Raw genomic sequence first — 21,437 nt, forward strand, 5'->3', positions numbered from 1 at the left:
GGAAAGAAGGTTAAGTGGACACTTCATGGGAAGTTCCAGTCCTTGCTTGCTTCGGGGGTCATCATTCGGCCGGCACCAATTCCTCCGGCCGAAGAAGGAGGGGCGCGATCTCGCGGTTCACGCGCCTGAGCGCGAGCCGTTTCCAGATCACGAAGATCGAGGGGATGACGAAGAGCGTCAGCAGGGTCGCCGTGACCATGCCACCGATCATCGGCGCGGCGATCCGTTGCATGATTTCGGAGCCGGTGCCGGTGCCGTACATGATCGGGATGAGCGCCGCGAAGATCGTCGCCACCGTCATGATCTTCGGCCGTACGCGCAGCACGGCGCCCTCGAAAACCGCCTCTTCGATGTCGTCCCGCGTGAGCGCCCGGGCCTCGGCCCGGGCGAGGTCGCGGCGCTTGTCCCAGGCGAGGTTGAGGTAGAGCAGCATCACGATGGCCGTCTCCACCGCGACGCCGGCGAGCGCGATGAAGCCCACCAGCACCGCCACCGAGATGTCGAAAGCGAGGTACCACAGGAACCAGACGCCGCCGGCCAGCGCCACCGGCAGGGCGGCGAGGATGATGCCCACCTCGATCACCCGATTGAAGGCCATGAAGAGCATCAGCGTGATGATCAGGAGCGTCGCGGGCGCCACGATCATGAGCCGCTCCTGCATGCGCTCGATGTATTCGTACTGCCCCGACCAGGTGAGAGAGTAGCCCGGCGGAAGGTCGACCGTTTCCGCGACGACGGCTCTCGCTTCGACCACGTATCCGCCGAGGTCTCGCCCCGCGATGTCGATGAAGACGAAACCCGTGCGGCGCGCATTCTCCGAGCGGATCATCCCGGGCCCGTCGACGATGCGGATATCGGCCAGCGCCGCGAGCGGCACATGCGCGCCAGAGGGCGTGACAACCGGCAGCCCTTCCAGCCGCTCGGGGCTGTCGCGCCATTCCTGGGGGTATCGGAGGTTGATCGGGAACCGCTCGAGCCCCTCGACCGACTCCGAGACCTGCGTGCCGCCGATGGCCATCTGCACCACGTCCTGCACATCCCGCACGCTCATCAGGTAGCGCGCGGCGGCTTCCCGGTTGACGTCGATCTCGATGAACCGGCCGCCGACGGGGCGTTCGGCATAGGCCGATGACGTGCCCTCGATATTCGCAACCGCGCGCTCGACCTCGATCCCGATCCGGGCGATCACGTCGAGATCCGGACCGGATATCTTGACGCCGACCGGCGTCCGGATGCCGGTCGCCAGCATGTCGATGCGGTTCTTGATCGGCTGGATCCAGACGTTCGTGACACCGGGTACCTGCACGATCCGGTCGAGTTCGTCCCGGATGCCTTCCATCGTCATGCCCGGGCGCCACTCTTCCTCCGGCCTGAGCTGGATGGTCGTCTCGATCATCGTGAGCGGCGCCGGGTCGGTCGCCGTCTCCGCGCGTCCGGCCTTGCCGTGGACGGTCAGCACCTCCGGCACGGTCGCGATCAGGCGGTTGGTCTGCTGCAGGACCTCGCGTGCCTCGCCGATCGACACGCCGGGATAGAGCGTCGGCATGTAGAGGAAATCGCCCTCGTTCAGTTCCGGCATGAACTCCGAGCCGAGGCGCTGGAGCGGATACCACATCGAGGCGACGACGGCGGCGGCCAGCAATGTCGTCGCCCAGGGCCAGGCGATGGCCGCGTCGAGGAACGGGCGATACAGCCAGACCACGATCCGGTTCAGCGGGTTCTTCCGCTCCGGCAATATCCGGCCGCGCACGAAGTATCCCATCAGCACCGGCACCAGCGTGATCGACAGGATCGCGGCGGCGGCCATGGCGTATGTCTTGGTATAGGCCAGCGGCTGGAACAGGCGCCCCTCCTGGTTCTCCAGCACGAAGACGGGCAGGAAGCTGACGGTGATGATCGCGAGCGAATAGAAGAGCGCCGGCCCGACCTCGGAGGCGCAGTCCTGCACGATGCGCCAGCGATTTGCGGCCGTGAGCTTTTCCTTCTCGAGCCGCCGGTGCATCGCCTCGATCATCACGATGGAGGCGTCGACCATCGCGCCGATGGCAATGGCGATACCCCCCAGCGACATGATGTTGGCGTTCACGCCTTGCGCCTTCATCAGGATGAAGGCTGCGAAGATGCCCAAGGGCAGCGAAAGAAGGATCACCAGCGAGGAGCGCAGGTGCAGCAGAAAGGCGGCGCAGACCAGCACGACGACGACGAATTCCTGCGTGAGCTTCTTCTCCAGGTTCTCGATGGCGCGCTCGATCACGCCGGAGCGGTCGTAGGTCGTGACGATCTCGACGCCCTCGGGCAGGTTCAGGCGCAGCTCGTCGATCCGCTGCTCGACCGCGCGGATCGTGGCTAGCGCGTTGCCGCCCCAGCGCATGATCACCACGCCGCCGACCGCGTCGCCGAGCCCGTCGAATTCGCCCACGCCCCGGCGCATCTCGGGCCCGAGCCGGATCTCGGCCACGTCGCCCAATGTCAGCGCGGCACCGCGTTCGTTCACGATGAGCGGCGCGCTCGCCAGATCAGACAGCTCGTCGATGTAACCGGACGAGCGGACCATGAACTCGGCCTCGCCCATCTCGATGACGCTGCCGCCGGTTTCGCGGTTCGCCGCCTGGATCGCACTGCGCAGCTGGGCCAGCGTGATGTCGTAGGCCCTTAGCCGGTTGGGATCGACGACGACCTGGTACTGCCGGACCATGCCGCCGATGGTGGCGACCTCGGACACGCCGTCCACCGCCTGCAGCTCATAGCGCAGGAACCAGTCCTGCAGCGTGCGGAGCTGGGACAGATCGTGATTGCCGGTTCGGTCGATCAGCGCATACTGGTAGATCCAGCCCACGCCCGTGGCATCCGGCCCCAGCTGCGGCGACACGCCTTCGGGCAGGCTTCCGGAGACCTGGCCGAGATATTCCAGAACCCGCGAGCGCGCCCAGTAGAGATCGGTGCCGTCCTCGAAGACCACATAGACGAAGCTGTCGCCGAAGAAAGAGAAGCCCCGCACATCCTGCGCCCCGGGCACGGCGAGCATCGCCGTGGCGAGCGGGTAGGTGACCTGGTTCTCCACGACCTGCGGGGCCTGCCCCGGATAGGGCGTGCGCACGATCACCTGCACGTCGGAGAGGTCGGGGATCGCGTCCACCGGTGTCTCGCGAATAGCCCAGACACCCGCCACGGCCATCATGCAGGCCAGCGCCACGATGACGAACCTGTTCGCGATCGAGGCGCGGATGATGGCGGGGATCATTGCGACACGCTCCGCGGGGCGGCGGTGCCGACAAGGGTCATCGAGAAGTCGGGATTGCGCTGCAGGAGCAGGGTCAGTTCCTCGCCCGTGGGCAGGGCGGCCGGGTCGATGCCGTCCCCGAGGACGAAATCCATCGTCATCCCCGGCATCCCGATCTCGATCATCGGCCCGTGGGTCACGTTCGCCGTGCGGCCTTCGGCGTCGACCGCATTGATGGTGCCCGAGACCTCCATCGGCGGCTGGATCGGCTCGGCGGCTTCCAGCACCATCGTCATGCCGTCGGGGCGCGCGAAGGTCAGGGTCATCTCCGTCCCCGTCCCGAGGGTGGCCGGATCGAGCGCAGGGTCGACGGCGAAGTCCATGGTCATGCCGGGCATCCCGATCTCTATGATGGGCCCGTGCGTGATCGTGGCTTGTCGGCTCACGGCATCGATGGCGTCGATGGTGCCGGTCACGACGATGGGCGGCGCGGCCGGCATCACGGGGTCGGCCGACGCCAGCACCATCGTCATGCCATCGGGCCTCGCGAAGGTCAGCGTCATCTCGCGCCCCGTCTCAATGCCGCCGGGATCGAGTGCGGCGTCGAGGGCGAAGTCCATCGTCATCCCCGGCATGCCGATCTCGGCGATCGGTCCGTGGGTGATCGTGGCCTGCCGGGTCGCCGGGTCGATGGCGTCGATCACGCCCGACACGACGATCGGCGGGGCCGCTGCCGCAGCGGCGTCATCCTCCGCCTGCGCCGGCCCAGAGTCTTCGCCCTCGGCGCGCACGGCAATGATGGAGAACATCCCCGCCTCGTCCCTCGCCAGATCGAACTCGATGGGCGTCTCGAGCGGAACCTCGGCCGGATCGAGGCCCGCCACGTCGAGGTCCATCCGCATCGCGGGCCAGCCGAGATCCGGGATCGGGTCGTGATCGAGCGTCAGCCGGCCCTCGGGCGTCACGCCGAGCGCGATTCCGGTGCCCGTCGCCGCCACACCGTCGTCCGGGCCCAGCTCGATCAGGCCGAGAAGGCCGTCGGCGCCGCGCGCGGCCCGGAACGCCACCTCCTCTCCCTCGCGGAGCCGCTCGAGCGCCACGTCCGCGCGCACCGGGAACTCGGAGGTCATCGCCGGCCAGTCGAGGCTCTCGAGCGCGTCGTGGCGGAGCGTCGCGAGGCGCCGATCCCGGTCGAGCGCCACCAGCGTGCCCGTCCCGCGCGCGGGGTCCTCATCGGTGGGCGCCATGCGCGTGAAGCCGGCGCTCAGGGCGCTCTCGCTGTCGATCAGGAACTGCGCCGAGGCCACGACCTCCTCGCCGGGCGCGAGCCCCTGAAGGATCTCGGTGCGGCCGCCCTCGCCGAAACTGTCGCGCAGCCCCGTGGTGACGAGGCGCGGGCGGAAGGTGCCCTCGCCGGTCCTGAGGATCACCCGCTCCGCCGCCCCGGTGCGGATCACCGCTTCGGAGGGCACGGTCAGTACCTGTCGGCTCGCATTCGGAACGAGGCTCACCGTGCCGAACATGCCGGGACGGAGAAGGCCGTCGGAATTGTCGAAGCTGAGGCGCACGGGCAAAGTGCGGGTGCGCGGGTCGAGTTCGGGGTAGATGTAGTCGATCTCGCCCTCGAAGACGCGCCCGGGAAGATGCTCGAACCGGGCGACGGCGGTCATGTCCTCGGAGAGGCGGGCCATGTCGCGCTCGAAGACGTCGACGATCAGCCAGACCTGGGCCAGATCCGCGATGGAAAAGGCGCGGGTGCCCGGCTGCAGATACATTCCGTCGGCAGCGTCGAGCGCTATGACGACGCCGTCCTGCGGCGCCTCGATCTCCACGTTGCGGGCGAGCTGGCGGGTCTGCTCGATCTCGGCGATCTGGCGGGGCGACATGCCGTGGCTGATGAGCTTGTTGCGCGCGGCGTCGAGAATGCGCGGGTCGCCGTCCTCGACCGCCCGGATGAGATCGCCCGTGGCGGCGGCCACGAGCGGAGAGAAGAGATCGAACAGGACCTGCCCCTGTTCGACCCGGTCGCCGACCGCGCGCACCTCCAGCCGCTCGATCCAGCCCTCGACGCGGGTGTGCACATGGCTGGTGCGGTGCTCGTTGTAGCCGACGAATCCCACCGTCTCGATCCGCTGTGCCACGTCCGTCATCCGCGCCAGCGCGGTTCGCACCCCGATCGCGTTGATCTCCGCCGCGCTGAGCGAGACCTCGGCGGGATCGCCGGAGGGTTCCTGCCCGGCATAGACCGGGATCAGGTCCATTCCCATGGGCGACTTGCCCGGTCCCGGTTGCCGGAAATTCGGGTCCATCGGCGCGACCCAGTAGAGGATCTCCGGCCCGTCCGATCCGCCGGTGTTCGCCGGATTGAGGTAGAACCTCTCGAGTGCGATGCCGCCTGCGGTGCCGCCCGCCAGGGCAAGGATCGCAAGGGCCGAGTAACGTCCGCGCATTGGAACCTCCTGCCAGCCGACCCGCGTGGGACCGGCCCGAAATTCAAGGTGGACCCGAGCCGGAAAAGGGCTCGGGCCTGCAAGAACCTGTCAGGAAATTCGAGGAGGTCGTTCAGGCAGTGGTGTGTCGATCGAAGGCGCGACCACTGGCACGAGTGAATGAGCACAGGCGCTTCGTCCGTGCTTCGTGGATGTCGGAAGGTCCGTGTGTTGCAGTTCGGAGAGACAACATCCCCATGGATGGCAGCTTGACGACGCTGCTAGCTCGGAGTCACAGCACTCTGCGGCGGCCTCTCCCGGCGGCATGTGGTGCGATGCGTGCGACATCGGTCCGGGATCGGCTGGGCCCCAGGCGTCGCTTCCATAGCCGCCGTGACCCGGATGCTCCAGCGCGACAGCAGCAGCGGCACCAGCGATCATGAGCGCGAGGCACATGATCAGCGCCATCAGACGCTTCGCCGCAAAGCTGGACGCAACACTATTCATGATCATGAATTAGTTGCGGCCACGTGCCTAGACAACTGGATTTTTTGACCGGACACGCGACAGATACAGTCGGCTCGGCCCGCGATGGCATGGGGGCATGTCCGCGCGTTGCCATGCAATGCGGAGAGTCCCAGCAAATGCGGCGTAAGAACCGACTCAACCGCCGAGTATTTCGGCGATCGAGGCGCACCTCGCCCACTGTGCCGTTGTGCAAGCGCAGGCGAGCGTTGCGAACACCGGTTCAGGCGTGTCGTTGGAAGACTGCCGTCGATCCGTCACGCATCACCAGCAGGGTATCGAAGGCGTCTCGCTGATTGCCCATCTCCATGCCCGGTGAGCCGATGGGCATGCCCGGAACCGACAGACCGATGGCGTCGGGGCGTTCGGCAAGGAGACGTTCGACATCTGCGGCCGGCACGTGACCTTCAACGACATACCCGTCGACGAGTGCTGTGTGGCAGGAGGCCAGTTCCGGCGTGATTCCGGACCGGGCCTTGAGCGCATAAAGCGCGTCCTGGTCGATATCCCGCGCGTCCACGGCGAAGCCCGCACGCGCCATGTGGTCGACCCAGGCCGAGCAGCATCCGCAGGTGGGCGATTTGTAGACCTCGACGTGCGGTGAGAGCGACTGAGCAGAAGTCCTGCCTGCCAGCCCAGCGGCGACGGCCGTCAAGAGAAATGATCGTCTGTTCATGCGTGGTTCCAGTTCCAATTCTGCAAGGTTTCAGTTTTGGTTGCCCAAGAATTCACATCGTGTGCGTCAGGCCGGGGTGGCGGGATAGCCGGCCTCCGTCAGGGCGGCCTGAAAGGAGGCGGGATCCTTGGCCGAGCCGATCGTCACGGTCTTCGATGGCAGGTCGGTATCGACCTTTGCATCCGGATCGATCGCCTTGAGCGCCTTGTCGATCGCGGCCGTGCAGTGGCCGCAGCTCATGTCCGGGACGTGAAACTTCATCTTGAGTTCTCCTGTTCATAGCGAGTCTTAAGGGCCTGCCTACCGGCGACAAGTCAAAGACCGTTGTATCTGCTTGGACGGACCGGGCATTTGCGGGAAAACCTGGACCTGAAAGTCGCATCGCTCAGAGTTCGAGGCGCCGCAGCCGCAGCGCGTTCGAGATGACCGAGACCGACGACAGGCTCATCGCCGCTGCCGCGATCATCGGCGACAGCAGCAGGCCGACGAACGGATAGAGGACCCCGGCCGCGATCGGCACACCGGCCGCGTTGTAGGCGAAGGCGAAGAACAGGTTCTGCTTGATGTTGCGCAGGGTGCCTGTCGCGAGTTTCCTTGCGCGCACGAGCCCGACGAGATCGCCGCGCATCAGGGTGATCCCGGCGCTTTCAACGGCGACATCTGCACCGGTGCTCATGGCGATGCCGACATCAGCCGCCGCGAGCGCCGGCGCGTCGTTCACCCCGTCGCCGGCCATGGCGATCCGCGCACCTTTGGCGCGAAGCTCCTCGACAAGCGTCTTCTTGTCCTCGGGAAGTACACCGGCGCGTACCTCGTCGATCCCGAGCTTCCGCGCGACCGCTTCGGCCGTCCTCTGGTTGTCCCCGGTGGCCATGATCACGGTCAGCCCCAGGGCATGCAGGTCGCGGATCGCGCTTTCCGTGGTCTCCTTGATCGGATCGGCCACGGCGACGATCCCCGCCAGGTCGCCATCGACCGCGACGAACATCGCCGTCTTGCCTTCGGCGCGCAGGCCATCGGCGGCCTCTTCCGCCACGTCGGTTGCGATGTCCAACTCGACCATCATGGCAGCGTTGCCGAGGGCCACCGTCCTTCCCCCGACGGTGCCTCGCACGCCCTTTCCGGTCACGGCGTCGAAGTCGTCCGATCGACCGATCTCCGCGCGGCGGTCGCGTGCGCCCTCGACGATGGCCTCGGCGAGCGGATGCTCGGACCCGCGTTCGAGCGCCGCGGCGAGCGACAGCACCTCGGTCTCGTCGTGCCCCTCGAGGGCCACGACATCGGTGAGCTTCGGCTTGCCTTCGGTCAGCGTGCCGGTCTTGTCCACGATCACAGTGTCGACCCGCGCCATCCGCTCCAGCGCCTCGGCATCCTTGATCAGCACGCCCGCCTGTGCGCCGCGCCCCGCAGCCGTCGTGATCGAGATCGGCGTGGCGAGCCCGAGCGCGCAGGGACAGGCGATGATCAGGACGGAGACGGCAGAGGCGATGGCGAAGGCCAGCGCCGGTTCGGGACCGAGCGCGAGCCACGCGAAGAACGCCACGATGGCGACCGCGACGACCGCTGGCACGAAGATCGACGAGACCCTGTCCGCCAGCCCCTGGATCGGCGCGCGGGAGCGTCGGGCCCCGGCGACCATCTCGACGATCTGGGCAAGCACCGTGTCGGCACCGACCTGGGTCGCCCGGATCGCCAAGGTCCCGTTCTTGTTGATCGTGCCCCCGGTCACCCGGTCGCCTTCGGTCTTCTCGACAGGAACCGGCTCGCCCGTGATCATGCTTTCGTCGATGGAAGAGCGGCCCTCGACCACTTCGCCGTCCACCGGCACGCTGTCGCCCGGCCGCACGCGCAGGAGGTCGCCCTCGACGATATTCTCGAGCGGCGCGTCGTACTCCGTCCCGTCCTCCAGGATACGCCGCGCGGTCTTGGGTGCGAGATCCAGCAGCGCCCGGATCGCGTCGCCGGTTCGCTCGCGCGCCCGCAATTCGAGCACCTGGCCCACGAAGACCAGCGCGATGATGACGACGGCGGCCTCGTAATACGTGCCGACGCCTTCGCCCATCCGGTATTGATCCGGGAACACTCCCGGCGCGAAGGTAGCAAAGAGCGAATAGACATAGGCCGCGCCGACCCCGAGCGAGATCAGCGTCCACATGTTCGGGGACAGGTTCCGGAAGGAGTCGACACCGCGCCTGAAGAACGGAAGCGCTGCCCAGAGGACGATTGGCGTGGCGAGGATGAATTCGACATAGACCGCCAGTTGGTGGCCGAGCCAGTCACGAACCGGCAGGCCGACCAGTTCGCCCATGGTCAGGATCACCAGCGGCACGGCCGCGGCCGCGCTGATCCACATCCGGCGGGTGAAGTCGGTCAGTTCCTCGCTGGGCTCGTCCGAGGGCACCATCGGTTCCAGCGCCATGCCGCAGATCGGACAACTCCCCGGTTCGTCGCGGACGATCTCGGGATGCATGGGGCACGTCCACTGGGTGCCGGGTTGGGCTTTCTGCTCGGTCTTCTCAGCGTTTCCCGACGCGTAGAAATAGGGATCGGCATCGAATTTCGTCTGGCAGCCTTCCGAACAGAACCAGAAGGTTTCGCCGCCATACTCGCGAGATCGCGCGTCTTCGCGCATTTCGACCTGCATGCCGCAGACAGGATCCGTCGCGGTCTTCGCGCCAGAGGCTGGAGCGTCATGTTGATGATGGGCGTGGTCGGACATCGGGACTCCCCTTTCGGGACTCAATGTGGGGCTTCCAGTTATTGGAAGGTCAAGGGGATGCCTTCCCTGTTTCACCGGTGTCTGCTGGCCCGTGGTCATGGCCGTCGTCCATGGGCGGATTAAGCTTCAGAAAGACATGCTCGAACGCGAAGACGGCGGCCATGGCGGCCAGCGCGATCAGAACGATCGTCGGGTCGCTTTGCCATTTCATCACGGTGAAGGCTCCAAGCACGACGGCGTCGAGCCCGATGGCAGTCAGGAGGATCCAGCCCCGCGCACTGATCTCCTCCCTGAGGTGGCGCCAGACGCCCCAATGGATCAGCACGTCCATCACGAGGTAGAAGAAGGCGCCGAGAGACGCGATGCGGCTGAGGTCGAAGAAGATGGTGAGACCCCCGGCGATCACGACCGTGTAGACAAGTGTGTGACCCCGGATCGTGCCCGGCATCCCGAAATGGCTGTGCGGGATCATCTTCATGTCGGTCAGCATGGCGAGCATGCGGGACACCGCGAAGATGCTTGCGATCACGCCCGAGGCCGTTGCGACAAGCGCCAGCGCCACCGTCAGGTAGAACCCGATCCGGCCAAGCGCAGGCTCCGCCGCTTCGGCAAGCGCATAGTCTTTCGCGGCGACGATCCGGTCGAGCGGCAGGCTCGAGCCCACGGCGAAGGCCACGAGCAGGTAGACCACCACGCAGATCGCGATGGAAATGACGATGGCGCGGCCGACATTGCGGTGCGGGTCCGTGATCTCGGCGCCGGAATTCGTGATCGTCGTGAAGCCCTTGAACGCGAGGATCGCGAGGGCGAGCGATGCGACGAAACCGGCGGCGCCCGTTTCCCCGTCGCCCGACGCCTCGAAGGAGATGCCACCCGCCCACAGCGCCGCGATGCCGAAGAGCGCGATCCCTCCAACCTTGAGGACCGCCATGACCTGCGACAGCAGCCCCACCGATCTGTTGCCGGAGGCATTCACGAGGTAGGCGAAGACGATGAGGCCGACACCGATCGCCGGGACGAGCCAGCCGCCCGGCTCCATCTCCAGACCGCGCATCAGGTAGGTGGCGAAGGTCCGTGCAACCAGGCTTTCGTTGATGACCATCGAAAGGGCCATCAGGAGTGCCGCGCCAGCGGCAACCGTTGTCGGCCCATAGGCCTTCTTGAGGATCATGCCGATGCCGCCCGCGGACGGCCAGGCATTCGACATCTCGATGTAGGTGTAGGCGCTGAAGGCGGTCACGACGGCGCCAGCGACGAACGCCAATGGGAACAACGGGCCCGCCAGTTCGGCGATCTGCCCGGTCAGGGCAAGGATCCCGGCGCCGATCATCACGCCCGTTCCCATCGCCACTGCGTCGGGCAGGCTGAGGTTGTTCCGCTGGTAGTCGGAACTCATGATCGACTGGCCTGCGTAATGTCCGTCTTTGGCCTGTCCTTTCTCGAAGCGGCACCACGCCGAAGCGCAACCAGCAGGAGGGGAAGGCCCGTCATGAGACCCAGTCCAAGAGCGATCCATTCCGCGCTCCCGAAGGTGCCTTCCATCGCAGCGCTGCCGAAATGCGCGAGCACGAAACTCGCGGGCAGGATGCCGGCCATCGTGGCGAGGGCGAAGCGCCAGAAGTGGAGGCGACTGAGCCCGGCGGCATAGCTCATCGCGTCGAAAGAGACGAAGGGCAGGAGACGGCTTACGAAAACCGTGAGCGTCAGCGCGTTCTGCGAGCCCAGCAGACCGTAATCGGCCTTTTCGCCGAGAAGGCGCTCAACCGGTCCACGCCCCAAACCGCGAGCGATGAGAAAGGCCACAAGCGCGCCGATCTCGGATCCGAGAGCGACATAGAGGGTACCGGCGTAGTGGCCATAAGCGGCCCCCGAAGCCAGTGCGACCGGCGCGCTTGGAATGGGGCTGGCAACGACCGCGACCGTCATGAGGAAGACTACCGCGAGCGGCCCAAAAGGTCCGGCGCGCGCGACCCACGTCTCGACCGTCACCCGGTCCAGGTCGAACGACCACCATCCTGCAGCCCAGCCAACGAGGCCCAGCCCAAGGACGGCGCCGACGACAAGGGCGGCACCCTTGCCGAGGGACAGGTGGCCTTTTCTCTTTGAAGCGCTCTCTTCGGGCACGTCAGGCAAGATCCTCCGGCATCGAAGCAAGCGCTGCATCCAGCGGAACCACGGGCAGACCGGCACCAAGCCAGCCGGGGCCCCGGCGAGATCCCAGCATTCCCTCGGAGATGTCCACGTAGCCATCGTAGCGAGCCTGCCTGAGCGCACGGAGCAGGGACGCCGAACGCCCCCCGGTCGCGCAGATCAGGCCGACGTCTCGGGATCCGGCCAGCGCCTTCGCCGCGAATAGACGATCTGGAAAACGGTCCTCGTGCATGCTGATCGGCCAGACACCGGCCCCGACGCCGGTTTCCAGCCATTCCTCGCGCGACCTCACATCGATCACACGCGCACTGTCTGCGAGAAGGGCGTCGTAGGCCTCGTCTGCCGACCAGATTGTCCGGGCCTGTGCGGTCAGGGGAGACGTGATGAGGGTAACAGGCGCTGCCGCCAGCCCAAGAACGAAGACGCGCCGACCGTGTGCCATTGTCATCGGTTGTCTCCTTCAGGCCGCATCCACAGCGCGCACGAGCATGTCGCGGACCTGACCGGCGACCGCGTGCAGGTCGGGGTTGTCCACGGCAGTCATGGAGGCGACCGGATCCACGGCGCTCACCTCGGTCCCGCCATCGACGCTGCGAAGGATGACGTTGCATGGCAGCATCGCGCCGATCCGCGGCTCGAGACCGATGGCCTCCCAGGCCATTTTCGGGTTGCAGGCGCCGAGGATCAGATACCCATCCATATCGGCATCGATCTTCTTCTTCATGGTGGCCTTCACGTCGATCTCGGTCAGTACGCCGAAGCCTTCGGACGTCAGCGCCTCGCGCACGCGCCGATCCGCTTCCTCGATGCTGGTATCGGAGATCAGGCGATCATGAGTGTAGGGCATCTCCGAGTTCCTCCTTCTTCTTCAATGGGTATGGGCCGGAGGTTCGCTCCGGCCCTCATTCTCGACAACGCGTGAAGAGACCTTCAGTTGCCCTGCATGCGCGGGCCGCCTTCGTCCATCATGCGTCCTCCGCCGGGCATCATCTGGCCCGGAGCATATCCCCCTTCGTTCATCATCCGCTCTCGCAGGCCTTGCATGCGTTGCATCTGCGCAGCAGGTGCCTGCATCTCTTCTGCGGTGATCCGGCCGTCGCCGTCCGCGTCGAGATGCTGGAACCGGTCGACCATCGTCTCGCGGATGAGCGCGCTGTGCAGCGTCTCGAACTCCGCGATGGAGAGTGTGCCATCGCCATCCGCATCGTACTCCGACAGGAGACTGCCGAGCCCGGTGCGCGCCTCCTCAGGCGTCACGACACCGTCGCCATCCGCATCGAGATCCGCCATCATGCCCATCCCGGGCGAACCTGTCATACCGCCCATCATGGGTCCGCCGGGGCCCATCATGCCCATGCCGCCAGGCATGCCCATCACCCCCATGCCCATGCCTGGCATCGCGCCATCGACGCCCATCATGCCGTGCATGCGCATTATCATCTCCATCATGTCGTGCCCGCCGCCCATGCCTGCGCCGCGGGCATCCCCGTGATGCGGCCCGCTGTCCGCCAGTGCCGCTCCTGACGCCAGCAGGACCGCCACCGCGGAAGCTGCCATCTTTCCACGCAACGTCATTCGAATATCCTCCGTTTTGCCTTGCCCGCCTCATGTCGGTAGTCACAGCGCAAATCGGAACGGGCGTCATGCAGGGATTTGTATCCGCGTGTCGCAGGCAGCCGATCTGATACAATCGGAGACAAAACAGCCTCTGACCGTGGAAAGCCCGTTCGGTAAACAAGAAAACGATGTCCACAAGCCCTCATATCCTGGTCGTGGACGACCACAGGCAGATCCGGGAGTCGGTCACCCGGTTCCTGGAAAAGAACGGCATGCGTGCTACCGCGGCCAAGGACGCCGTCGAAATGGATGCCCGTTTGGCCTCCGGCCACTACGACCTGCTGGTGCTGGATGTGATGATGCCGGGCGAGGACGGTCTTTCGGTCTGCCGCAGGCTTGCGGGGCAATCGAGCCTCCCAATCATAATGTTGACCGCGCTCGGGAAGGAGACGGACCGAATCGTCGGCCTCGAGCTCGGTGCGGACGACTACCTGCCGAAGCCCTTCAACCCCCGTGAGCTGCTGGCGCGCATCAAGGCCGTGCTGCGCAGGAGTTCATCCGCCGAGAACCACGCCGGGGAACTCGCAGGAAAACGCGTGCGCTTCGCCGGCATGACGCTCGACACGGATGGACAGGCGATCGAGACGCCCGGCGGGGAACGTCTGCCGCTGACGACCGCGGACTTTCGCCTGCTGACGGTCCTCCTTGAGCGCCCCCGGAAGGTCCTGAGCCGGGATCAACTGCTCGACCTGACCTCGGGCCGAGCTGCGGGCCCCATGGACCGGACCATCGACAACCAGATCAGCAGGCTCAGGCGCAAGATCGAGCCCGATCCACTGCGGCCGAGGATCATCACGACGGTCCGAAACGGGGGCTACTGCCTCGCAGCGGATGTCGAGGTCGTCGAATGAGACAGCCGTTCCGAAGCCTGCGCGCGCAACTCGTCATTCTGATCGTCGCCGCACTCGTCGTCGCGCAGGCCATCAGCCTGTGGCTTTTCGTGGACGAGCGCAGCCTGGCCATCCGCGCGGCGCTTGGCTTCGAGGCCGCCGGCCGTGCCGCCAACGTCGCCCTGCTTCTCGAGGAAGCGCCGCCCGACCTTCAGGCGTCGATCCTGCGTGCCGCGAACTCGCCGCTCGTCCGTTTCGAGTTGTCCGACGCACCAAGCGTGACCGAGTCGGACCACCACCATGCGGCGCCCGTGGAAGCCCGCGTGCGAGCACTTCTTGGCGACAGCTACAGCCGCGATATCCGCGTCCAGCTGGATGACGTCGAGACGCCGGTCCTGCCGCTGCCGAACCTCTCGCCCCACATGGCCGAGATGCACCGCTCGATGATGCGGAGCGAGATCGCGGCGGTTGAGTTGAATCTGTCCATTGCACTCTCAGGCGGGCAGTGGCTGAACGTCGGGACCCGGTTCGAGCGGCCGCCGCTGCAATGGCCCCTGTTCTCCACCTTCACCTTCGCGCTGACGGCGGCGCTCATCCTCGTCACGGTGTGCTGGTTTCTGGTCACGCGCCTCACCGGGCCATTGCGCAAGCTGGCCGGCGCGGCCGAGCGACTCGGGCGCGGTGAAGACGCGGTACCGTTGCCCCTCGTGGGCCCCGCAGAGGTCGAGGACCTGACGCGGGCGTTCAACCTTATGCAGGAACGCCTGACCAGATACGTCGCCGACAGGACACGCGTTCTTGCGGCCGTCGGTCATGACCTGCGCTCGCCGCTCACGGCACTCAGGGTGCGCGCCGAGATCGTGGACGACGACGAGACCCGAGAGAGCCTGATCGAGTCGATCGAGGAAATGCAGACCATGGCGGAGGCGACGTTGAGCTTCGCCGAGGACCTGACCGGCACCGAAGAGCCGCGAGAGGTCGATGTCGGTACGTTTCTTCACGACCTCGCCTCCGACATGCCGGACTCGCCCAAGATCCTCGGCGGTCCCGACGTTCATGCGCGCCTGCGCCCGGTCTCGTTTCGCCGCGCAGTGCGAAACGTCGCGGAGAACGCGCTCCGCTACGGAGGGAGCGCCGAGATAGCCTGGCGGGCCGAAGGCGATACCCTCGTCATCGAGATACGCGACGAGGGCCCTGGCATCCCGTCCGACAAGCTCGAGCAGGTCTTCGATCCGTTCTTCCGGCTTGAAGACTCGCGTTCGCTTGAGACTGGCGGGCATGGCCTGGGGCTTTCCATTGCCCGATCCATCGTCCGTGCGCATGGCGGCGAGATCCAACTCGCGAACCGGAGACACGGCGGACTCGTGGCGACCATGGCCGTCCCGCTCGCAGGCAGGCGGTCTCACAAGACGTCAACGAATAGAGAGGAGTGGGAGAATGCCGAGATCGATAGCGACAATGGCGACGTTCGCCATGCTTCCGACGGCAGTGGCCGCCGATCCTCAGGCGGATTGGCAGGGGAGGTATGATCACATGATGTGGGGCAGCGGCTACGGCATGGTGGGCGGCCTGATGATGCTTCTCTTCTGGGGCGTCGTCATCGTCCTGATCGTTCTGGCCGTGAAGTGGTTCACCAACAACCAGCACGGCGGCACTCTTGGACGGCGCGACGCGATCGACATCCTGCGCGAACGCTTCGCCGCGGGCGAGATCGACGAAGAGGAATTCGAACGCCGGAAGAAGGCGCTGGAGCGCTGAGATGTCGCCCGGCCCGGTCGGTCACTCAGTCCGGCCCAGTTCGCGGGTTCCGGCCCGATCGAGGGCGTCCATGACTGCGTCGGCTGTCAGCAGTTCCGGCAGAACGATACCTTCCGGCGCACCCGGCCCATAGACGACGTTGAACGGGATACCAAAACGGCCGAAGCCCTCGAGATAGCGGGAAATCGCTTCATCCGGGCGGGTCCAGTCGGCCTGCATCGCTGCGACCCGAGGACGGCCTAACGCAGTCGCGACCGGGTCTCGGTCGAACACAAGCGCCTTGTTCGCCTTGCAGGTCAGGCACCAGTCCGCCGTCACGTCGACGAAGACAACTTCCCCCGTGGAGATGCGTCGGGCGATTTCGGCCCGTTCAAAAGGGAGCCAGGCAATTCCGCCCGTCTCGGATGCGATCGTTCCTCGCGATGAAAGGCCATCGGACAGGGTTCCTGAGACGATCAGCATCACGATGGCGAGAGCGGCTGCGGTTGCGCCGCGCGCTGTACCGCTCACACCGCGCATAGAGAGAACCCCGACGATGACGGCGGTCACTGCAACGGATGCGAGGGTCGCGATCGGTCCTGCAACGCCAATCATGACCCAAACCAGCCAAAGAGCTGTCCCGCCGAGCAGGAGACCGAGAACCGCGCGTAGCAGGCTCATCCACCTCCCTGGTTTCGGGAGGCGCCGGACCAATCCGGGCCGCGCGGCGATGACTAGGTATGGGGCTGCCAGACCAAGGCCGAGGAACGTGAAGACGACCGCGATGTCGATGCCGCGACCGGCCAGCGCGAAGGCGACGGCCGTTCCGAGGAAGGGGGCCGAACACGGGGTCGCGAGGATGGCTGCGAAAGCCCCCGCGGCAAAATCCCCGGACAGGCCTTGCGCTGAGCCTGCATTCGCCAGCCGCGTCTGCAGGCGAGACGGTAGCGCAATCTCGAACGCGCCCGCGAGATTGGCTGCGAATACCCCAAGGACCAGCACCATCAGGGACAGGAAGACCGGGTTCTGGAATTGAAGGCCCCATCCCACCGTGACGCCGATCTCCCGCAGCACGAAAAGAACGGCAGCGAGGCCCCACATGAATGCCATCACGCCTGCGGCCGAAGCGAGGAACCCCAGTCGGACCGCAATTCTGTCGTCGCCACCCAGCCGCATGGCGGAAGCGAGCTTGATCGACAGCACTGGAAGGACACAAGGCATCGCGTTGAGAATGAGCCCTCCAAGAAACGCGGTAACGGCGATCCAGACCAGCGCCGCAAGATCGACGCCTGAGGTCGCGACAGCGAAGGGCGGTTCGGGCGGTTCCGAAAGGGATCGGGGGGCTGCGCTTACAGCGCGCCCGCCCGCGTCAGTCACCGTCACCGAGATGTCCTGCAAAGGGCTGTCCGGCGCAGAGAGGATCGGAACGCGGGCCCAGAGGAGATGTCCACCGTCTCCCAGCCGGATGTCCGGACGGCCGAGGGAGGTAAACGGCCCGAGTTCGGCAAAGATGTCCGGCGCGGTGAAGGGCGCTTCGCCCCGCAGCGAGACCACCACCGCGCTCATGGCCGGATCGACATACGCGGAAATGTCGGTGATACCTGCCGCCGATGCATCGACAGGAACCCGATCGGCAAACGCCGTGATGCGTGCCGCGCTCGCCTCGTCGATGCCGATTCCGGTCGGCACATCGAGGGACAAGGAGAACTCCTGTGGAACGCAGATGTCCGAGCATGTGAGCAGTGTCACGTTCGCAGAAAGCCGAACCGGCGCGCCCGGCTCCGCCAGCGTTATGCGGATCGGAAAGACAACCTCGTCGTGATAGCCGAAGTTCTCGATGCCGAATGCGGTGAAGCGCTCCGGCGCCGGCCACTGGAAATCGATCGACGCAATATTCTGCGATCCCGACCAGTCGATCTCCGGCGGAAAGCCAACCTCCCCGGGCGTGCGCCAGTAGGTCTTCCAGCCCTCGGCGAGATCCAGCGCCAACCCGGCCGAAAGTGTGCCGGCCCCCGGCGCTATCCCGTTCTCGACGGTCAGCAGCCGCGCGGTCACTGACGGCGTCGCGACGGGATCCGAACTGGCGGCGCCGACTTGGGAAGGGGCGGCGGAAAGGAAGATGGCCGCGAGCATGGCGCCCGCCAGAATGCGGAGACAATCCGCCTTGAAACGGGTCAGCATACCGAGGACCAGCCTTCCTCTCGCTCCAGGCTGATGATCCGGCGCAAGGTTCGATCCGAGATCTCTCCCTGGATCACGGTCCGACCGACCACCATTGCGGGCGTCCCCACGAAAGCGAACAGGCGCGAGAGCGCGGCACTGATTTCAAGCTCGCGAGAGACGCTTTCGCTCTCCATGTCCGCGATCAGTCGATCGTGGTCGACGCCAATCCGCTCGGACAGCAGGGACAGATATTCCGCGTTCGCACGGAACGGGCTTGTCAGTAGGCTCTCGTGGAACGCTACGTAGGCGTCCTGGCGCTTTGCGGCGAGCGCAGCGCGCGCTGCAAGGATAGAGGTTTCGCCCAGAAGCGGCAGCTCATGCCACTCGATGGCGACCTCCGGGCCAAGTTCGGATCCCAGTTCTGACAGCCGCTTGGTCTGCACCCTGCAATATGGACAGTAGTAGTCGGCGAACGACGCAATCGGGACCACGCCTTCGGATCTCGCCGCAGTCCTGAAGAGATGCGAACACAGATCTGCGTGGAGGCTGTCAGGGCTCACTCGCGCCGGTGTTTCCTCTGATCCGCCGACGCTCAGACCCGCAAACGGATTGAAGCCCGAAGAGACGGATCCGCCCGCGACCCGTCGAAATCCCGGCGGGTCATCGAGGGGTTCAAACTCAGGCAAACCTTCGAACAGGGAAGGCAGCACGCGAAATCCGCCGGCCACGGCGCCGCCTGCAACAAGCATCAAGAGAAGTGTGCGCCTGTCGGCCATCAAACCGTTCCCAAACCGCCGAAGCCATTTGCAGTCCATCACCGCCGGTAGGTCAAGGATACATACCGATACAAAAATCACCGCCTTGTCAGGTTGAGGGATGGCGCGAAGCGGGTAAGAAATTCATGGGCGCCAAGCCGAGCACACGACAAGATGTGAGAGCAGAATGACTTCTAGGACTGTCACGGTCGCGATCGCATTCATTGCGGTTTTCGTCGGAGTTGGCTGGTGGCTATTCGCGCCGGGCGGCAACGAGCAAAATCCAACGGCTGCCTCGGACCCAGTGGCGGTCGCAGAGGGCTCGCCCATGGTCGAGGTGCAGGTGCCTGAAACACTCTCGGGACAGGCGCAGATCGGGCAACGCGGGTTTGAGGGTCTGTGCGCCCAATGTCATGGCGAGAACGCGGCCGGACGTCAGGGGATCGGGCCGCCGCTCGTGCACCGCATCTATGAACCCAGCCACCATGCAGATGCTGCGTTTCTTCTGGCCGCGCAGAACGGCGTGAGGGCGCATCATTGGAATTTCGGGAACATGCCGCCGGTTGAGGGCGTCACGCGCGCCGATGTGATGGCAATAACGGCGTATGTCCGTGAACTGCAGCGTGCGAACGGGATCGATTGATGCGAACCGGGCATCGCACCTTGGCCAGAGCTATTCTTGTCGTCTGCGTCATGCTGTCGATGGCCCTTTCGTCTTTGCCCGATACCGCCGAGGCTATGGGCGGAGTGTCGGAGCAAGTGGACCTGCACGACCATGCAGACGCTCATCGAGGCCATGCCGAGGATGAAAACGCAGCGGTGGACCGGCATTGTCATCCAGGGCTCGATTGCAAGACCGTATCCGTGTTTCTGAATAGTCCCCGGTTCGAAATCCAAGTTGCGGAATTCGGCCATCGCTTTGCTTTGACCAGAAGCGATGGCCAAAGCGTGACGGTGCCTTTTGATCTACCGCCTCCACGAATTGGGTCGTGAGCCTTTCAAGAATTGCGACCCCCAAGACGAGGAGAAACCCCATGAACATCAGACTCACAGCCATTGCTCTTGCGAGTGGTATCGCCGGTGCGGCCGCGCTGGCGCATACAGGCGCCACGGGCGTCGTCCTGGAGCGCATGGAAGGCATGAAGGCCATGGGCGATGCGGTGCAGGCCGTCGCCCCCATGATACGCGGCGAACGCGATTACGATGCAGACGCCCTGAGACGCGCGGCAGAAACCATCGAGGCCCATTCCGGCAGCGCCATTACGGATCTTTTCCCCGAGGGCAGCAATGGTGACCCTTCCGAGGCGCGGGATCTGATCTGGGAGGAATGGGAGAGGTTCGCCGCCCTCGCAGACCGGATGGAGGAGACGGCACGCGGTCTCGCCATGGCCGCAGACAACGGCCTCGCTCATGAGCAAGGCGGGATGTCTACGGGCGCCATGATGGGCGGCGACGGCATGATGGGTGGAAACGGTAGCGCCATGATGGGCAGTGGCAGTGGCATGATGGGCGGCGGCATGATGAGTGGCATGACGGCTGAGGACATCGGCGCCATGCCTGCGGATGCGGCCTTCGCGATGACGAGCCAGGTCTGTTCGGCCTGTCACACCCGGTTTCGCGCCGAGGACGAGTGACGATGCGACCGGTCCTGAGATCCGGCTCAGCGGCTGCGGTGCTTGGTGTGGCCACCGTCGCAGCATTGGCCGCATGGCCGGTTGGGGTGGAGCCGGAGCCGATCGAGCTGGTCGGGGATGTCGAGCGTGGGGCCTATCTGGCCCGCGCCAGCGGATGTATTGCCTGTCACACCAACTTCGAGGAAGGAGGCGCGCCCCTCGCCGGCGGCGCGCCGCTTCCCACCGACTTCGGCACATTCTATCCGCCGAACATCACGACGGATCCCGACTTTGGAATCGGAGCGTGGACTGTCGAGGACTTCGCCCGCGCGGTGCGCCAAGGCATCGGGCCAGATGGCACGCCCTACTATCCGACGTTCACCTATCCGTTCTACGCCGACTTTTCCGACCAGGACATTGCCGACCTGTGGGCCGCATTCCAGACGGTTCCTCCGGTGGCCGAAAATGCGCCCTCGCATGACATGGTGTTCCCTTTCGATCAGCGCTGGGGCCTGAAGCTCTGGCGGGCGGCCTATCTCGATGATCCGGAGACGGAGCCGGTCGATGGGCAGAGCGACGTGTGGAACCGCGGGCGGGAACTGGTTCGGGGTGCGACACACTGCGGCGCCTGCCATACGGAACGGAATCTCGCGGGTGCGCGCGTGCTCGACGCCATGTTCGCCGGCAACGATGCGCTTCCCGGCGGAAACGACGCTCCGTCGATCAGGCCCCCCGACCTGATTGCGGGCGGCTGGACCGTCTCCAACCTCGCCTACGCTCTCAAAACGGGCATCACGCCCTCCGGCGACGCTTTCGGAGGCTCGATGGGAGAGGTCGTCATGTACGGGACGAGCTTCCTGACACCCGCGGACCTCGAGGCAATGGCGACATACCTGCTCGACAGCGATGTCGCAGGGATCGAGATGGCAGGTGTGCATGCGACGGAAAGCGAGGCCGACTGACAAGGCGCGATCCGATCCTGGCGCGCGCCCCCGAGGAAGA

18 protein-coding genes are annotated in these 21,437 nt (G+C 65.6%); 6 read left to right on the plus strand and 12 right to left on the minus strand.

From position 1 onward, the window contains the following. Positions 1 to 61 precede the first annotated feature (61 nt). From DRV85_RS15405 to DRV85_RS15450, 10 genes are all read right to left on the minus strand, one after another. Positions 62 to 3,241 carry an efflux RND transporter permease subunit gene (locus DRV85_RS15405; RefSeq protein WP_113290376.1) on the minus strand — a complete coding sequence of 1,060 codons (3,180 nt, stop codon included), beginning with the start codon at positions 3,239 to 3,241 and terminating at the stop codon, positions 62 to 64. Beyond that, positions 3,238 to 5,670: an efflux RND transporter periplasmic adaptor subunit gene (locus tag DRV85_RS15410; RefSeq protein ID WP_113290377.1), complete on the minus strand. Its 2,433-nt coding sequence runs from the start codon at positions 5,668 to 5,670 to the stop codon at positions 3,238 to 3,240. The genes DRV85_RS15405 and DRV85_RS15410 overlap by 4 nt, the downstream gene beginning before the upstream one ends. A 727-nt stretch (positions 5,671 to 6,397) precedes the next feature. Beyond that, positions 6,398 to 6,850 (minus strand): DUF411 domain-containing protein, encoded by a 453-nt coding sequence (locus tag DRV85_RS15415; RefSeq protein ID WP_113290378.1) that lies wholly within the window; start codon positions 6,848 to 6,850, stop codon positions 6,398 to 6,400. 66 nt (positions 6,851 to 6,916) lie between these two features. Continuing rightward, positions 6,917 to 7,111 (minus strand): heavy-metal-associated domain-containing protein, encoded by a 195-nt coding sequence (locus DRV85_RS15420; RefSeq protein WP_113290379.1) that lies wholly within the window; start codon positions 7,109 to 7,111, stop codon positions 6,917 to 6,919. Between the two features lie 124 nt (positions 7,112 to 7,235). Then, positions 7,236 to 9,569: a heavy metal translocating P-type ATPase gene (locus DRV85_RS15425; RefSeq protein WP_113290380.1), complete on the minus strand. Its 2,334-nt coding sequence runs from the start codon at positions 9,567 to 9,569 to the stop codon at positions 7,236 to 7,238. Positions 9,570 to 9,618: 49 nt separating this feature from the next. Further along, complete coding sequence (locus DRV85_RS15430; RefSeq protein WP_113290381.1) at positions 9,619 to 10,965, minus strand: APC family permease; 1,347 nt, start codon at positions 10,963 to 10,965, stop codon at positions 9,619 to 9,621. After that, entirely contained in the window at positions 10,962 to 11,693 is a 732-nt protein-coding gene (locus DRV85_RS15435; protein ID WP_420820928.1) for a TVP38/TMEM64 family protein, read from the minus strand. The genes DRV85_RS15430 and DRV85_RS15435 overlap by 4 nt, the downstream gene beginning before the upstream one ends. Position 11,694: 1 nt before the next feature. Beyond that, the gene (locus tag DRV85_RS15440) at positions 11,695 to 12,168 is read right to left on the minus strand and encodes a rhodanese-like domain-containing protein (protein WP_113290383.1); all 474 of its coding nucleotides are present in this window, start codon (positions 12,166 to 12,168) and stop codon (positions 11,695 to 11,697) included. A gap of 12 nt (positions 12,169 to 12,180) precedes the next feature. Beyond that, positions 12,181 to 12,567 carry a DUF302 domain-containing protein gene (locus tag DRV85_RS15445; protein WP_113290384.1) on the minus strand — a complete coding sequence of 129 codons (387 nt, stop codon included), beginning with the start codon at positions 12,565 to 12,567 and terminating at the stop codon, positions 12,181 to 12,183. 83 nt (positions 12,568 to 12,650) lie between these two features. After that, on the minus strand, positions 12,651 to 13,262 hold the full coding sequence (locus tag DRV85_RS15450; protein WP_233495542.1) for an EF-hand domain-containing protein: 612 nt from the start codon (positions 13,260 to 13,262) through the stop codon (positions 12,651 to 12,653). 203 nt (positions 13,263 to 13,465) lie between these two features. Here DRV85_RS15450 and DRV85_RS15455 point away from each other — a divergent pair, with 203 nt between their 5' ends. The 3 genes from DRV85_RS15455 to DRV85_RS15465 are packed head-to-tail and all read left to right on the plus strand — an operon-like array spanning position 13,466 to position 15,925. Further along, entirely contained in the window at positions 13,466 to 14,188 is a 723-nt protein-coding gene (locus DRV85_RS15455) for a response regulator (protein ID WP_113290386.1), read from the plus strand. Beyond that, positions 14,185 to 15,696, plus strand: a complete 1,512-nt coding sequence (locus tag DRV85_RS15460) for an ATP-binding protein (RefSeq protein WP_113290387.1) — start codon at positions 14,185 to 14,187, stop codon at positions 15,694 to 15,696. Before DRV85_RS15455 ends, DRV85_RS15460 begins: the two co-directional genes overlap by 4 nt. A gap of 4 nt (positions 15,697 to 15,700) precedes the next feature. Then, positions 15,701 to 15,925 (plus strand): SHOCT domain-containing protein, encoded by a 225-nt coding sequence (locus DRV85_RS15465; RefSeq protein ID WP_233495543.1) that lies wholly within the window; start codon positions 15,701 to 15,703, stop codon positions 15,923 to 15,925. A gap of 21 nt (positions 15,926 to 15,946) precedes the next feature. On the opposite strand, the gene DRV85_RS15470 is transcribed toward DRV85_RS15465, so the two are convergent. Together DRV85_RS15470 and DRV85_RS15475 are read right to left on the minus strand one after the other, a co-directional pair. Beyond that, positions 15,947 to 18,085 (minus strand): protein-disulfide reductase DsbD family protein, encoded by a 2,139-nt coding sequence (locus tag DRV85_RS15470; RefSeq protein ID WP_233495544.1) that lies wholly within the window; start codon positions 18,083 to 18,085, stop codon positions 15,947 to 15,949. Next, a complete protein-coding gene (locus tag DRV85_RS15475) occupies positions 18,079 to 18,843 on the minus strand; it encodes a DsbA family protein (protein ID WP_113290388.1) in 765 nt (254 codons plus the stop codon). Before DRV85_RS15475 ends, DRV85_RS15470 begins: the two co-directional genes overlap by 7 nt. 166 nt (positions 18,844 to 19,009) lie before the next feature. Between DRV85_RS15475 and DRV85_RS15480 the strand changes: the two genes are divergently transcribed. The 3 genes from DRV85_RS15480 to DRV85_RS15490 all read left to right on the plus strand — a co-directional run bounded on the left by DRV85_RS15480 (position 19,010) and on the right by DRV85_RS15490 (position 21,397). Further along, entirely contained in the window at positions 19,010 to 19,465 is a 456-nt protein-coding gene (locus tag DRV85_RS15480; protein ID WP_113290389.1) for a c-type cytochrome, read from the plus strand. Between the two features lie 391 nt (positions 19,466 to 19,856). Next, on the plus strand, positions 19,857 to 20,456 hold the full coding sequence (locus tag DRV85_RS15485; protein ID WP_113290390.1) for a c-type cytochrome: 600 nt from the start codon (positions 19,857 to 19,859) through the stop codon (positions 20,454 to 20,456). 2 nt (positions 20,457 to 20,458) lie between these two features. Then, positions 20,459 to 21,397, plus strand: a complete 939-nt coding sequence (locus DRV85_RS15490) for a c-type cytochrome (protein WP_113290391.1) — start codon at positions 20,459 to 20,461, stop codon at positions 21,395 to 21,397. The last annotated feature ends 40 nt before the right edge of the window (positions 21,398 to 21,437 follow it).

This window comes from Rhodosalinus halophilus (assembly GCF_003298775.1).
Lineage (GTDB): Bacteria > Pseudomonadota > Alphaproteobacteria > Rhodobacterales > Rhodobacteraceae > Rhodosalinus > Rhodosalinus halophilus.